11 protein-coding genes are annotated in these 13588 nt (G+C 74.2%); 4 read left to right on the top strand and 7 right to left on the bottom strand.

Annotated features, from left to right (window positions below; all coding sequences use genetic code 11):
* Nucleotides 1–50 precede the first annotated feature (50 nt).
* A complete protein-coding gene (locus tag BU52_RS32270; protein ID WP_037941335.1) occupies nucleotides 51–1169 on the bottom strand; it encodes an ADP-ribosylglycohydrolase family protein in 1119 nt (372 codons plus the stop codon).
* Between the two features lie 279 nt (nucleotides 1170–1448).
* Here BU52_RS32270 and BU52_RS32265 point away from each other — a divergent pair, with 279 nt between their 5' ends.
* Nucleotides 1449–1958, top strand: coding sequence for a DUF2165 domain-containing protein (locus tag BU52_RS32265; RefSeq protein WP_037941333.1), 510 nt, complete (start codon nucleotides 1449–1451; stop codon nucleotides 1956–1958).
* 7 nt (nucleotides 1959–1965) lie between these two features.
* On the opposite strand, the gene BU52_RS32260 is transcribed toward BU52_RS32265, so the two are convergent.
* The 4 genes from BU52_RS32260 to BU52_RS32245 all read right to left on the bottom strand — a co-directional run bounded on the left by BU52_RS32260 (nucleotide 1966) and on the right by BU52_RS32245 (nucleotide 7435).
* Nucleotides 1966–2532, bottom strand: coding sequence for a L,D-transpeptidase (locus BU52_RS32260; RefSeq protein WP_078903568.1), 567 nt, complete (start codon nucleotides 2530–2532; stop codon nucleotides 1966–1968).
* A 75-nt stretch (nucleotides 2533–2607) separates the two neighbouring features.
* On the bottom strand, nucleotides 2608–5196 hold the full coding sequence (locus tag BU52_RS32255) for a bifunctional FO biosynthesis protein CofGH (protein ID WP_037941328.1): 2589 nt from the start codon (nucleotides 5194–5196) through the stop codon (nucleotides 2608–2610).
* A gap of 24 nt (nucleotides 5197–5220) precedes the next feature.
* Nucleotides 5221–6081 (bottom strand): LLM class F420-dependent oxidoreductase, encoded by an 861-nt coding sequence (locus BU52_RS32250; RefSeq protein WP_037941325.1) that lies wholly within the window; start codon nucleotides 6079–6081, stop codon nucleotides 5221–5223.
* Between the two features lie 508 nt (nucleotides 6082–6589).
* Nucleotides 6590–7435, bottom strand: a complete 846-nt coding sequence (locus BU52_RS32245) for a serine hydrolase domain-containing protein (RefSeq protein WP_037941322.1) — start codon at nucleotides 7433–7435, stop codon at nucleotides 6590–6592.
* 188 nt (nucleotides 7436–7623) lie between these two features.
* Here BU52_RS32245 and BU52_RS32240 point away from each other — a divergent pair, with 188 nt between their 5' ends.
* The 3 genes from BU52_RS32240 (at nucleotide 7624) to BU52_RS32230 (ending at nucleotide 11481) form a co-directional block, all read left to right on the top strand.
* A complete protein-coding gene (locus BU52_RS32240) occupies nucleotides 7624–8016 on the top strand; it encodes a nitroreductase/quinone reductase family protein (RefSeq protein WP_037941320.1) in 393 nt (130 codons plus the stop codon).
* A gap of 124 nt (nucleotides 8017–8140) precedes the next feature.
* A complete protein-coding gene (locus BU52_RS32235; RefSeq protein ID WP_037941318.1) occupies nucleotides 8141–11092 on the top strand; it encodes an AfsR/SARP family transcriptional regulator in 2952 nt (983 codons plus the stop codon).
* 209 nt (nucleotides 11093–11301) lie between these two features.
* Nucleotides 11302–11481, top strand: a complete 180-nt coding sequence (locus tag BU52_RS32230) for a hypothetical protein (RefSeq protein ID WP_037941314.1) — start codon at nucleotides 11302–11304, stop codon at nucleotides 11479–11481.
* Nucleotides 11482–11556: 75 nt separating this feature from the next.
* Here BU52_RS32230 and BU52_RS32225 read toward each other — a convergent pair whose 3' ends face one another.
* Together BU52_RS32225 and BU52_RS32220 are read right to left on the bottom strand one after the other, a co-directional pair.
* Entirely contained in the window at nucleotides 11557–12087 is a 531-nt protein-coding gene (locus tag BU52_RS32225) for a hypothetical protein (RefSeq protein ID WP_037941312.1), read from the bottom strand.
* 170 nt (nucleotides 12088–12257) lie between these two features.
* Nucleotides 12258–13588, bottom strand: a 1331-nt coding sequence (locus BU52_RS32220; protein ID WP_037941309.1) for an outer membrane protein assembly factor BamB family protein, incomplete at its 5' end; no start/stop codon positions are given.

Genomic DNA, 13588 nt, shown 5'->3' with positions numbered 1-13588 from the left:
CTTCGCCCCCGGACCCCCGTCGCGCAGTTCCCCGCGCCCCTGGGGGGGTGTCAGGCACCGCGTGGGTAGCGGGCCAGCCAGGCCGGGGACGAGCCCGCGGGGCCGTGCAGCGCGGGGCCCTGGGTCATCTCCATCGCGAAGTCGTCGGCGAGCTCCAGCAGCGTGGGACGGCCCTCCAGCTCGGCCAGCCAGGCCGGCGGCAGGGCCGTCTCCCCGTGCAGCGCCCCGAGCAGCCCGCCGGTCAGCGCGCCGGCGGCCGCGCTGGGCCCGTCGTGGTTGACGGCGAGGCACAGCCCGTGCCGTACGTCCTCCCCCACCAGCGCGCAGTACACGGCGGCGGCGAGCAGTCCCTCGGCGGTGGCGCTGCCGACCAGCTCCGTGACCCGTTCCGGGGTGGGCATCCCCTGGCGTACGGCGCCCAGCGCGTGCTGGAGCGCGTCCGACACCGGCTGGTGCCCAGGCCGCGCGGCCAGCAGCGCGAGGGTGCGCTGCACCGCCGTGTCCAGGCTCTCGCCCCGGGCCAGCGCGTGCACGATCACCGCGTACCCGCCCGCCGCGAGGCAGGCGACCGGATGGCCGTGGGTCTGCGCCGCGCACTCCAGGGCGAGCTGCGCGACGAGCTGCGGCTCCCAGCCGACGAGCAGACCGAAGGGCGCGGACCGGGCGGCCGCCTCCGGTCCGGCCGCGCCGGGGTTCTTTGGCGCCTCCAGGGTCCCCATAATCTCGTCCCCGAGCCCGAGCAGCAGCGGGCGGGCGGGGGCCCGGCGGGCGTACAGCCACTCCTCGCGCGCCAGCCAGCCGTCGTCCTTGCGGCGCTCGTCCGGACCCCAGTCGCGCTGGGTGGTGGCCCAGCGCAGATACGCGCGGTGCAGATCGGTCGGCGGATGCCAGGCCCCGGTGTCGCGCCGCACCTGGGCGCGGATCAGCCCGTCCACGGAGAACAGGGTGAGCTGGGTGTGGTGGGTGACGGCACCGCGCCGGCCGTAGGCGGGGGCGAGGTCGGTGACGCCGTCCGCGCCGTGCGCCTCGCGGATCCCCTCGGCGGTCATGGCGTCCACGGGCGCGCCCAGCGCGTCCCCGACGGCCACCCCGAGCAGCGTTCCGCGCACCCGGCTGCGGAAGTCCTGCTGCTCACGCCGCCCCCACACGGGCCCGGCAGCACCACCCACCAGAACCTCCCGGGCACCGTCCGCACGTACGACGCCCAGCACTGTAATCGAACGGGGACGGTCGGTTCAGGGGGCGGATCGGTATGCGGGAGGTGACCGGTTCGATCGCAGGCGGTCGGTGTCAGCCGTAGCGGTGGCCCGCGACCGCGTCCCGCTGGGCCCGCGCCCACCACAGCCGTGCCTGCGCCACGCGTACGTCCCCTCGCCCGTGTCCCGACGGGCCTCATTCTGGCTCAACTCGTACGGGATACGCGCCGTGGGAAGGGGAATCGAACCACCATGGCCACCACGTCGCGCGGCGCGCTGTCCCTCACCGCCACTCTCCTCACCGCCTCCGTCGCCCTCTACATGGCGCTGGTGGCCCTCGGCAACATCACGGACTTCGGCACGAACCAGGAGTTCGTCCGGCACGTCCTGGCCATGGACACCACGTTCAAGGACGAGGACCTGATGTGGCGCGCGATCACGAACGAGGGCGTGCAGGACGCCGCGTACGTCGCAATCATCGTCTGGGAGACGGCCGCCGCGCTGGTCCTGGCCTACGGCACCTGGCTCTGGGCCCGCGGCGACCAGCCGCGCGCCCGCCGCTTCTCCACCTACGGACTGCTGATGGTCATGCTCCTGTTCGGCGCCGGCTTCATGGCGATCGGCGGCGAGTGGTTCGCGATGTGGCAGTCGGAGGACTTCAACGGCCTGGACGCGGCGCTGCGCGTCTTCGTGTTCAGCGGCGTCGTCCTGCTGGTCGACCACCTGCCGGGGACGTCGGCGGGCCGGGCGGATTCCGTCTGAGCGCCGGCTACTCGACCACCCGGACCGTCGTGCCGGCCGTGCCGAAGGTCCACAGGGCCTTGCCGTCGTCCTTGGTCATGCGGATGCCGCCGGTCTTCGCGTCCGGGGCGGCCGGCGGGGGCGAGGAGCCGTCGACCGCGTTGGAGAACCCGAGGAAGATGCCCGACTTGGCGGCGAAGTAGAGGATGTGCTCGACCGCCACGCCGTCGCTGCCGGTGGCGGCCTCCGTGCGGGTGCCGATCGTGTAGGAGCCGGGGTCCGGGGACACAGTGCCGGGCCAGACCGGGAAGGAGCGGCGGGCGGCGTCGCTGGCGTCGACCAGCCAGACGCGCTTCTGGTCGAGGGAGTAGACGATCCGGCGGCCGGTGCCCGAGTCGGCCGGGACCGCCGCGGGCTTCTTCTTCCCGGGTTCGGCGGACGGTTTCGCGTCCGCCGTCGCCGTGGCGCTCGGCCTGCTGGTGGCCGCGGTGGGCTTCGTCCCCTGGTCCGCCTGGACGGCCAGGACCGCCACCGCGGCTATCGCCCCCGTGGTCAGCCCGGTCACCCAGGCCCACGAAGGAAGGCGGGCAGACACCGGTACGCATCTCCTCAGCTACGGGTCCCGAACGCGCGTCGGATCATCCTACCGTCGGCGCGGCCGGTGCCCGTCTCAGTCCAGCAGCGGCAGCAGTTCCGGGAGGTGGCCGTCGGAGGCCTCCGCCGCGCGGCGGCGTTCCTCGGGGACCTCGCCGTACAGGGTGGTGCGGGGCCTGGCCGGGCGGCCGGCGGCCTGCGCGACCGCGATCAGGTCCTTGACCGACTTGTAGGAGCCGTAGGAGGAGCCCGCCATGCGCGAGATGGTCTCCTCCATGAGCGTGCCGCCGAGGTCGTTGGCCCCGGAGCGGAGCATCTCGGCCGCGCCCTCCGCGCCCAGTTTCACCCAGCTCGTCTGGATGTTGGGGATCCAGGGGTGCAGCAGGAGCCGCGCCATCGCGGTGACCGCCCGGTTGTCGCGGACCGTCGGGCCGGGGCGGGCGATGCCGGCCAGGTAGACGGGGGCGTTGGTGTGGACGAAGGGGAGGGTGACGAACTCGGTGAAGCCTCCGGTGCGCTGCTGGATTCCGGCGAGGGTGCGCAGGTGCCCGAGCCAGTGGCGGGGCTGGTCGACATGGCCGTACATCATCGTCGAGGACGAGCGGATGCCCAGCTCGTGGGCCGTCGTCACCACGTCGATCCAGTCCGCGGCGGGCAGCTTGCCCTTGGTGAGGATCCAGCGGACCTCGTCGTCGAGGATCTCGGCGGCGGTGCCCGGGATGGTGTCCAGGCCGGCTTCCTTGGCGGCGGTCAGCCACTCGCGTACCGACATGCCGGTGCGGGACGCGCCGTTGACGACCTCCATCGGGGAGAAGGCGTGCACGTGCAGGCCGGGGACGCGTTCCTTCACCGCCCGGGCGATGTCGAAGTACGCGGTGCCGGGCAGGTCCGGGTGGATGCCGCCCTGCATGCAGACCTCCACCGCGCCCACCTCCCAGGCCTGCTGGGCCCGGTCGGCGACCTGGTCCAGCGAGAGGGTGTAGGCGTCGGCGTCGGTGCGGCGCTGGGCGAAGGCGCAGAAGCGGCAGCCGGTGTAGCAGACGTTGGTGAAGTTGATGTTGCGGGTGACGATGTACGTCACGTCGTCGCCGACGGCCGACTTGCGGACGTCGTCGGCGACCCGGGCGAGGGCGTCCAGGGCCGGGCCGTCCGCGTGCAGCAGGGCCAGCGCCTCGTCGTCGGTGAGCCTCGTCGGGTCGTCGGCGGCCGTGCGCAGGGCCTGCCGTACGTCGGTGTCGATGCGCTCGGGTGCCATACCGGGGGCGGCGGCCTCACGCAGGGCGTCCCAGTCGCCGTACACCTCGTCGAAGTCGTCCCGGCGGTCCGTGGTGCGGCCCTCGGTGTCGATGGAGGTGTGCAGGTCGGTGCGGCCGGAGGCGGTGAAGACCTCCTCCGGCTCCTGCCAGGGCAGGCCCCGCGGCAGGGCGTCGGGGCGGGCGAGGCCGGTCTCGGGGTCGGCCAGCGCCGCCACGTGCGGGCGCAGCCGCGGATCCAGCCACGGCTCGCCCCGCCGCACGAACTCCGGGTAGACGCAGAGCCGTTCACGCAGCTCGAAGCCGGCCGCCCGGGACTTCTCGGCCAGTTCCTCGATCCGCGGCCAGGGCCGCTCGGGGTTGACGTGGTCGATGGTCAGCGGGGAGACGCCGCCCCAGTCGTCGATGCCGGCGCCGATCAGCCGCCCGTACTCCTCGTCGACCAGGTTGGGCGGGGCCTGGATGCAGCCCGCGGGACCCATGAGGAGCCGGGCGACGGCGACCGTGGCGACCAGCTCGTCCAGCTCCGCGTCCGGCATGCCGCGCATCGCGGTGTCCGGCTTGGCGCGGAAGTTCTGGATGATCAGTTCCTGGATGCCGTGGTGGGCGCGGGCGACCTTCCGCAGCGCGAACAGCGACTCGGCGCGCTCCTCGTAGGTCTCCCCGATGCCGATGAGGACCCCGGAGGTGAAGGGGACGGAGGAGCGTCCGGCATCCTCCAGGACGCGCAGGCGGACGGCGGGCTCCTTGTCGGGGGAGCCGTGGTGCGGGCCGCCCGGCTCGGACCAGAGGCGGGTCGCGGTGGTCTCCAGCATCATGCCCATGCTGGGCGCGACCGGCTTGAGCCGCTGGAAGTCGGCCCAGCCCATGACGCCCGGGTTGAGATGGGGCAGCAGGCCCGTCTCCTCCAGGATGCGGACGGAGACGGCGCGGACGTAGGCGAGGGTGTCGTCGTAGCCGTGCGCGTCGAGCCACTCGCGCGCCTCCGGCCAGCGGTCCTCGGGCTTGTCGCCGAGGGTGATGAGGGCTTCCTTGCAGCCGAGGGCGGCGCCCTTGCGGGCGATGTCCAGCACCTCGTCCGGCGACAGGAACATCCCGTGCCCGGCCCGGCGCAGCTTGCCGGGCACGGTGACGAACGTGCAGTAGTGGCACGTGTCCCGGCACAGCCGCGTCAGGGGGATGAAGACGCTCTTGGAGTACGTGATGACGCCGGGCCGGCCGGCCGCCTCCAGGCCCGCGTCCCGCACCCGGGCCGCGGACGCCGCCAGGTCCTCCAGGTGCTCACCGCGCGCCTGGAGCAGGACCGCCGCCTCGGAGACGTCCAGGGAGACGCCGTCCCGGGCGCGTCTGAGGGCGCGCCGCAGGGAGTTCCCGGTGGGGCCGCCGGTTCCGGTGGTCACGGAAGTCGTCATCCTGTGAGCATACGTTCGGAGTGATCAGGCTCCCTGGCCGTCCACGAACGGCTGGTAGGCGTCCAGCGCCCGCAGCACCTCCGCCTCCCCCGCCGGGGGCAGCTGCACCACGGCCTCCTCGATGCCCAGCTCGGCGAAGTGTGCCAGCTTGCCCGCGCTGGGAAGAACGGCGTAGGGCACGACCTGGAGGGCGCCCGGGTCGCGGCCCGCGTCGGCCCAGGCGGTGCGCAGCGGGGGCAGCGACTCGGTCAGGCCCCGGCCGCCGATCGGCAGCCAGCCGTCGGCGTACTCGCAGATGTGCGCGAACAGCTTCGGCCCCGCCGCCCCGCCGACCAGCGTGCGCGGACCGACCACCGGACCGCGCGGCTTCTGCACCGGCTTGGGGTGCGCGAAGCTCGCCCGCACGCTGCCGAACTCGCCCTGGTACGCCGTCGGTTCCTCCGCCCACAGCGCCCGCATCAGCCCCATCCGGTCGCGCACCAGCTCGCGCCGGGTACGCCACTTGACCCCGTGGTCGGCGGCCTCCTCGACGTTCCAGCCGAAGCCGAGCCCCAGCGTGAACCGGCCGCCGGAGAGGTGGTCCAGGGTCGCGACCTGCTTGGCGAGGTCGATCGGGTCGTGCTGGGCGGCGAGCGTGATGCCGGTGCCCACCCCGAGCCGCTCGGTGACGGCCGCGGCCTGCCCGAGCGCGACGAAGGGGTCCAGGGTGCGGCCGTACTCCCGGGGCAGTTCCCCGCCCGCCGGGTACGGGCTGGTCCGTTCGACGGGGATGTGCGTGTGCTCGGGCAGGTAGAGCCCGGCGAAGCCCCGCTGCTCCAGCTCATGTGCGAGCCGGGTCGGGGTGATCGTCTCGTCGGTGAGGAAGATCGTGACGGCGATGCGCATGGGCGGCCTTTCGTACGCGGACGACGCCCCATCCCTACCCGGGCGGACTCGCGCTGTCCATACCGACCGGTCGGAACAGGTCGCGCGGGCGGCCCCTGGCCGTACCGACCCGGCCGGCGTCTGCCCCCGGGTCACCGCGCCGCAGCCGATGTCCCCGCCCGCGCGGAGGGCGTCGTACGCGCCCGACCGCGGCCGGCCGGACCCGTTCGGCGGTCACCGCGTCCGTGGACCCCGGGGCGTGGGTTCGGGTTCCGACGGCGGCACGGATCACCGGCAGGGTGTCGCCGTGGGGCACGTGCGCGCAGGCCCGGACCGGTCGGCACCCCCGGTCGCCCCCCACGGGTCGGCCCTCGGCGGGTCCGCCACCGCCGGGTCGGCCAGGATGACGCAGAGGCGCCCACCGCGCGGCCCCGGGAGGCGCCCACCGCGCGGCCCCGGGAGGTCGCCCGCTCGGCCCGGGCGAGTGCCGGGCCGGCCCTCCTGACGTGGAGGAAGGGGGACGGGACGGTCAGCCGACGCCGTGCGGTGGGGTGGCGGCGAGGATCCGATGGGCGAGACGGTCGGTGCGGGACGGGCGGCCCAGGCGGTGGAGCAGCAGCCAGCGGCCGTCGTCGTGCGCCGCGGCCACCACGGACGAGCCGGCGGTGGCGCCGTTGTGCCAGAGGACGGACCCGCCCCGCCGCCAGCTGGGGGCGGGAGGGCCGAGCCTGCGGTCGACGAGCAGGCCGACCAGGACGTCCGCCATGGTCCTGCAGGTGGACCACAGGCCGCCGGCCGGCAGGATCGGCCCGGTCAGCGTCCACAGGCGCGGCCGGCCGAACAGGTTCCTCGGTACGAGTCGCCGGTCTTCCGGGGGGACGGCGGTGACCGTGCCGGCCTCCAGCCCGAGGGGCCGCAGGACGTGGTCGTCCACCAGACGCTGGTACGGCAGTCCGGTGGCGGTGGTGAGGGCGTGCCCGAGGACCGCATACCCGAAGTTGGAGTACAGCTCCTCGCCGAGCCCGCCCGTGCGCAGCCGGCCGAGGTCGCGCAGGGACTGCCGCAGTGCCTGCTCGTCGAAGGTGCCGTACGGGTCCCCTGGCGGGCCGGGCGGTACGGGGGCGAGGCGGGGCAGGCCCGAGGTGTGCTCGGCGAGGTGCCGGAGGGTGATGCCGGTCCCCCGGGGCACCTCGTCCAGGTACTCCTCGAGCGGTGCGTCGAGGGCGACCGTGCCCGCCCGGTCCAGCCGGGTCAGCACGGTCCCGGTGAAGACCTTGGTGACGGAGCCGAGTTCGGCGAACCGGTCCGCGTCGTGGCCGTACGCGGTCCGGCCACGCACGCCGGGTCCGCCCAGCAGGCACAGAGGTGTCCGCATGTCGTGTCTCTCCTGTGGGACGAGTCCGGGGCGGGACGGTTCGGCGACACCCCCCGGTGGTGCGGTCCGGTGTCCGGAGCCGGAGAGGAAGACGAAGGTCCGCGGCGGGGAAGTTCACTCGTCGCCGAGGCCGCTTCCGCCGGCCGACCCGGGAAGCGGTCCGCCGCCGCCGGTAGGCTCGGCGCACGATGACTTCTCGCGCCGAACGCAAGTACCGTGCCGCCACCGCCTTCCAGCGCCGGCTCAATCCCGTCCTGCGCCGGCTGCCACTGCAGACCCTCCTGGAGACCACCGGCCGGGTGTCCGGCCTCCCCCGCGCGACCCCGGTGGGCGGGCGGCGGGCGGGGGACGCCTTCTGGCTGGTGTCGGAGTTCGGTGAACGGTCGCAGTACGTCCGCAACATCAAGGCGGACCCCCGGGTGCGGGTGCGCGTCCGGGGCCGCTGGCACACCGGTACCGCCCACCTGCTGCCCGACGACGACCCCGTCGCCCGGCTGCGTCTGCTGCCCCGCTTCAACAGCGCCGCCGTACGGGCCTTCGGGGCGGGGCTGCTGACGGTGCGGGTGGATCTGGACGACTGAGGGCGAATTGTGTGGGCTCGGTGGCGGCCCGCCGGTTCCCGTGTGATCGGCGTCTCGCACGGCTGACGCATCTCGCCCGGAGAAGGCAGACTGACGTGGTCGCACAGGACTTGAGGGGGACTGCATGGACGGTGTGCCGCGAGGACCGGAGCAGCGGCGTCCCGGCTCCGCGGCGGAGCACGAGGCGCTGCGCTTCGGCGTGCTCGGTCCGGTGCGCGCCTGGCGCGACGACGAACCGCTCGCCACCGGCAGCCCACAGCAACGGGCCCTTCTCGCCGCCCTGTTGCTGCGGGAGGGCCGTACGGCCACGGCGCCCGAGCTGATCGACGCCCTGTGGGGCGAGGAACCGCCCTCCCAGGCGCTGGCCGCGGTGCGTACCTACGCCTCCCGGTTGCGGAAGGTGCTGGATCCCGGCGTCCTGATCAGCGAGTCCGGCGGTTACGCGGTGCGCGGGCTCGGCGAGCGTGCGCTGGACCTCGCGGCGGCACAGGAGCTGGCGGCCGAGGCGGAGAAGGCCCGCAACACCGGGGACCTGCGCCACGCGCGCGAGGTGATCGACCGGGCCCTGTCCCTGTGGGACGGCGAGACACTGGCCGGGGTGCCCGGCCCCTACGCGGAGGCCCAGCGGGTCCGCCTGGAGGAGTGGCGGCTCCAACTCCTGGAGTCACGGCTGGAGATGGACCTGGACCAGGGCTGCCACGCGGAGGCGGTGTCGGAGCTTACGGCGCTGACGGCGGCGCATCCCCTGCGGGAGCGGCTGCGTGAACTGCTCATGCTCGCGCTCTACCGCAGCGGGCGCCAGGCGGAGGCCCTGGCGGTGTACGCCGACACGCGCCGCCTGCTCGCCGACGAACTGGGCGTCGACCCGCGGCCGGGACTGCAGGAACTCCAGCAGCGCATCCTCCGGGCCGACCCGGGGCTCGCGGAGCCCTCCGCGCCCACGGCGGAGCCGGTCGCGGTCCCCGTCCGCCCGGCCCAGCTCCCGGCGACGGTGCCGGACTTCACGGGCCGCGCGTCCTTCGTGCGGGAGCTGAGCGAGGTCCTCGCGGCGGCGTCCGGTGACGGGAGCCGGGTGATGGCGGTGTCGGCGCTGGCCGGCATCGGCGGCGTCGGCAAGACGACCCTGGCGGTCCACGTGGCCCACCAGGCGAGGACCGCCTTCCCGGACGGCCAGCTCTACGTCGACCTGCAGGGCACCGGCGCCCGCGCGGCCGAACCGGAGACGGTCCTGGGCTCCTTCCTGCGCGCCCTCGGCACGGCGGACTCCGCGGTCCCGGACTCCCTGGAGGAACGGGCGGCGCTGTACCGCTCGGTGCTGGACGGCCGCAGGGTCCTGGTCCTGCTGGACAACGCCCGTGACGCGGCCCAGGTGCGCCCCCTGCTCCCCGGTACGGCGGGCTGTGCGGCCCTGGTGACCTCCCGGGTCCGGATGGTGGGCCTGGCGGGCGCCCACCTGGTCGACCTGGACGTGATGTCACCGGAGGAGGCGCTGGCGCTCTTCACGAGGATCGTCGGCGAGGAGCGCGTGGCCTCCGAACGCGAGGCGGCCCTGGACGTGGTGGCGGCGTGCGGCTTCCTGCCGCTGGCGATCCGCATCGCCGCCTCCCGTCTGGCGGCGCGCCGCACCTGGACCGTCTCGGTGCTGGCGGCGAAGCTCGCCGACGAACGCCGCCGCCTGGACGAACTCCAGGCGGGCGACCTGGCCGTCAAGGCCACCTTCGAGCTGGGCTACGGGCAGCTGGAGCCCGCCCAGGCCCGCGCCTTCCGGCTGCTGGGCCTGGCGGACGGCCCGGACATCTCGCTGGCGGCGGCAGCGGCGGTCCTGGACCTGCCGGCGGAGGACACGGAGGACCTGCTGGAGTCCCTCGTCGACACGTCCCTGCTGGAGTCGGCGGCCCCGGGCCGCTACCGCTTCCACGACCTGGTGCGGCTCTACGCGCGTGCGTGCGCGGAGCGCGACGAACAGCCGCCGGCCGAAAGGGAGTCGGCGCTGTCGCGGCTGCTGGACTTCTACCTGGCCACGGCGGCGGGGGTGTACGCGATCGAACGGCCGGGGGACCGGCTGGTGGACGGGCTGGAGCCGACGGCGCATCCCGGACTGACCTTCACCGACGGCTCGGCGGCACTCGACTGGCTGTACACCGAGGCCTCCCCCCTGCTCGCCGCCGTCCGACAGGCCGGCGGGTCGAACCGTCTGCGCCGCGGGGTGGACCTGTTGTGGGCGGCGAAGGATCTGACCGAGTCCGGAGCCAACTCCCACCAGTACGAGATGACGGCCCGCGCCATGTGCGAGGCCACGCGTACCGCGGGTGACGCCCGCGCCGAAGGCAGGGCCCGCACGGTTCTCACGGATGTACTTCTGGTGTCCGGTCGCATCCAGCAGGCGGAGGAGGAAGCGCGGCTGGCCATGGAGCTGGCGGACTCCGTACTGGATTCCACTGCCGCCAGCTGGGTGGCCAACAACCGAGGGCTCATCTGCCTGCACCAGCACAGGTACTCGGCCGGGAAGGACCTCTTCGGTCAGGCCATCGAGGGCTTCCGTGCGACGGGCAATCGCGCGGGTGAGGCGTCCGCGCTGTCGAACCTGTCCCGCGCGCAACTGGGGATGGGCAACCTCGCGGAGGCCGTCGAGATCGCCCGGCACGGCCTGGCCGTGTATCTGGAGCTGGGGCGGACGATGCGGCTCGCCAACGGTCACTTCGCGGTGGGCGTCGCCCTGGCCAAGGCCGGGCGTCATGTCGAGGCACTCGGTGAGTTCCGTGAAGCCGTGAGCATCTTCGCCGACCACCGGCAGCGCCTGTGGGAGGGAGCGACGAACTTCCGCATCGCCGAGGTGCACTTGGCCGCCGGACGACCCTCACACGCCGCGCGCCACGCCGAACAGGCACTTGCCCTGGGATGCATCGGTGGTGACCGTATGCGGGGGAACGTGCTGACTCTCCTCGGGCGGGCGCTCTCCGCTCTGGGACAGGCCGACCGGGCCAACGCGTGCTGGCGCGAGGCCGTGTCCCTGCTGGAGCAGAACGGTGCCGCGGAGGCCGACGAGGTGCGTGCCCTCCTCGCACCGATGGCGTGACGTCACGTCCGCGCACCGCCCGGCCGAACGTTCAGCGTTCGTTTATCCCCGCCCGGCATTCTCTTGGAGGTCACACCGTCGCGTCGGGGGGCAGGCGGCTGACCAGGGGCCAACCGGCTAGTGTGCGGCTCCGAACCCGTCCGGCGGCCCGCGGGGGAGTCGCCGGGCGGGTGTTCCTTACGTGACACCACAGCAGAGGAGCAGGCCTCATGAGCGACGAGAAGAAGGTCGCGGAAGCGACGCCGCCGGACAACCACATGCCCGCGCCGCCGACGGAGGAGGAGACCGTCACCACGCTCGACAACCACATGCCGAGCGAGCCGACCGGCATCAGGACGATGGACAACCACATGCCCGCCCCGCCCGCCCTGGACCTGGACGGCAAGTAGACCTTTTCGCACACGGGGATCGGCCGCGGCGGCGCGGAGGGGAAGCCGTCGCGGCCGACGTGTGTCCGGACAGGGTCAGCGGGCCGCCGGGGCGTACGGGTCCGGGGCGCAGTCGGCGACGCGGGACGCGTACGTCGCGCTGTCCACGTCCACCCGGGCCGTCGCCGTGTCGCCCGCCGGGACTTCGACGGCCCGAGTACGGGAGACGAGCGTGCCGCCGGTGCCGTTCTCGAAGGTCACCGTGACCGTGAAGATGCCGGCGACGGTGTTGGGGTTGGTGACCTCGACGGTGGCGTACGGCGTCTTCTTCGAGGCACAGGTCAGCAGTTCCACCGTGGCGTCCTGGAGGGACGAGGAGGCGCTCGTGCCGCTGGAGGAGCCGCCGCTGCCGGCGTCCGTGCCGCCGTGGTCGTCGTCATCGTCGTAGTCGCGGTGGGAACCGCCGGAGCCCGACGAGTCGTGGTTCTGACCGGAACTGCTGCAGCCGCCCCCTCCCCCGTCGCCGCTGCCGCCGCCGTGACCGCGGCCGGTCGAGAAACCGGTGAGGGCGAGCACGACGAGTGCCGAGACCGCTGTGAGTCTGAGTGTGTTCCCCCGGGACGTCATGTCCGTCAGGCTAGCGACTTCCGTGTCACGGGCATGTCACTGTCTGGCGACCGTCGCGCACCCGGCGTAGCGTCTGCGGTGGGAACGGCGGGCGGGCCGCTCCCCGCAGCGGCGGCCGCCGTCCGACGCCCCTTCCGTGCGACCGGCACGACGGCCGTCCCGGGCAGCGCTCACGTCGTGCGCGCCGTGCCCGTCCCCTTCTCCGCGTCCAGCGCGTACACGCAGCGGTCCTTGCTGCACGCGTACACCACGCCGTCCCGGACGACCGGGGAGCCGGTGATCTCGCCGCCGGTCGCCAGCTTCCACCGCAGGCGGCCGTCGTCGGCCTTCAGGGTGTACAGCAGGTGGTCGCTGGAGCCGAAGTGGATGCGGCCCTCGGCGACCGCGGGGGCGCCGACGATCTCGCCACCGGACTGGAAGCGCCACTTGGGCGTGCCCGTCACCGCGTCCAGGGTGTACAGCCCCTTGCCGCTGCCCACGTGGACGTGGCCGGCGGCGACCAGGACCGGTTCGGCCGAGGCGCGGGACTCGGTGGCGATGCGCCAGCGGTCGCGGCCGTCGGTGGCGTCAAGGGCGTAGACCGTGCCGAGGTAGTCGGCGAGGTACACGCCGCCCCCGGTCACCGCCGGGCCCGGCACGAAGGCCGGCGGGCACAGGAACACCGCCGGGGCCTCGAAGTGCCAGCGGACGTGCCCGGAGGTGACCTCCAGGGCGAGGACGCGGGTGCCGGCACAGACGTAGACGTAGCCGTCGGGGGCGTGGGTGAGCCGGACCGGGACGCCGCCGCAGGAGGCCGCGTCGCCGATCGGGTAGGCCCAGCGCTCGTCGCCGGTACGCGCGTCCAGGGCGCGCAGGCGGGCGTCCTGCCAGACGTAGACGGTGCCGTCGTGGACGGACGGTCCGGCCTCCGGGGACTCGAAGTCGGTCTGGCAGCCGGTGACCTCCCACAGCTTCTGCCCGGTGGACGCCTCCCACGCCTGGACACCGCCGCCGCGCGTGCCGGTGACGACGGTGCCGCGGCCGGCCTTGAGGGAGTACACCCAGGCGTCCGTGGACAGCCGCCACAGGTCGCCGCCGTCACGGGCGTCGAGGGCGAACAGGGTGGGGCCGTCGGAGGCGTGGATACGGCCGTCGGCCACCGCCATCGACCAGGCGACGTCCCGCGTCTTGAAGCGGCGCCGGCCGGTGGCCACGTCGAGGGCGTGCACCTCGAAGGAGGTGACGTAGACGAGGTCGCCGTCGACGGCCGGGGTGCCCCAGACGTCGTTGGACATCCGGAAGCGCCACGGGCGCCACCCGCCGGGGTGCTCGGGGGACGCGGCGGGCGCCGGTACGGCCGGGTCGGCGCCGCCCACGCCGGGGCGGGGTCTGGACCAGGTGGCGGCCAGGGCGGCCTCCGGCCCGGGCGCCCTGACGGCGGCCGCGCGCGTGTCGGCGACGCGCGGGCCGGGACCGATGGGGACCGCCGCGCCCGCCAGCCGGACGGGGCCGGTGTCGGGCG

Source organism: Streptomyces toyocaensis (genome assembly GCF_000725125.1).
In the GTDB taxonomy this organism is placed as follows: domain Bacteria; phylum Actinomycetota; class Actinomycetes; order Streptomycetales; family Streptomycetaceae; genus Streptomyces; species Streptomyces toyocaensis.
The sequence above is the reverse complement of the archived record's forward strand: the minus strand, read 5'-3'. Positions and strand labels throughout refer to the sequence as shown.

What these genes read in the sequence shown, in the direction of transcription:
- BU52_RS32265 (WP_037941333.1), top strand. Translation starts at nt 1,449, where the DNA reads ATGGCCACCACGTCGCGCGGCGCGCTGTCCCTCACCGCCACTCTCCTC.
- BU52_RS32255 (WP_037941328.1), bottom strand. Translation starts at nt 5,196, where the DNA reads ATGACGACTTCCGTGACCACCGGAACCGGCGGCCCCACCGGGAACTCC.
- BU52_RS32250 (WP_037941325.1), bottom strand. Translation starts at nt 6,081, where the DNA reads ATGCGCATCGCCGTCACGATCTTCCTCACCGACGAGACGATCACCCCG.
- BU52_RS32245 (WP_037941322.1), bottom strand. Translation starts at nt 7,435, where the DNA reads ATGCGGACACCTCTGTGCCTGCTGGGCGGACCCGGCGTGCGTGGCCGG.
- BU52_RS32240 (WP_037941320.1), top strand. Translation starts at nt 7,624, where the DNA reads ATGACTTCTCGCGCCGAACGCAAGTACCGTGCCGCCACCGCCTTCCAG.
- BU52_RS32235 (WP_037941318.1), top strand. Translation starts at nt 8,141, where the DNA reads ATGGACGGTGTGCCGCGAGGACCGGAGCAGCGGCGTCCCGGCTCCGCG.
- BU52_RS32230 (WP_037941314.1), top strand. Translation starts at nt 11,302, where the DNA reads ATGAGCGACGAGAAGAAGGTCGCGGAAGCGACGCCGCCGGACAACCAC.
- BU52_RS32225 (WP_037941312.1), bottom strand. Translation starts at nt 12,087, where the DNA reads ATGACGTCCCGGGGGAACACACTCAGACTCACAGCGGTCTCGGCACTC.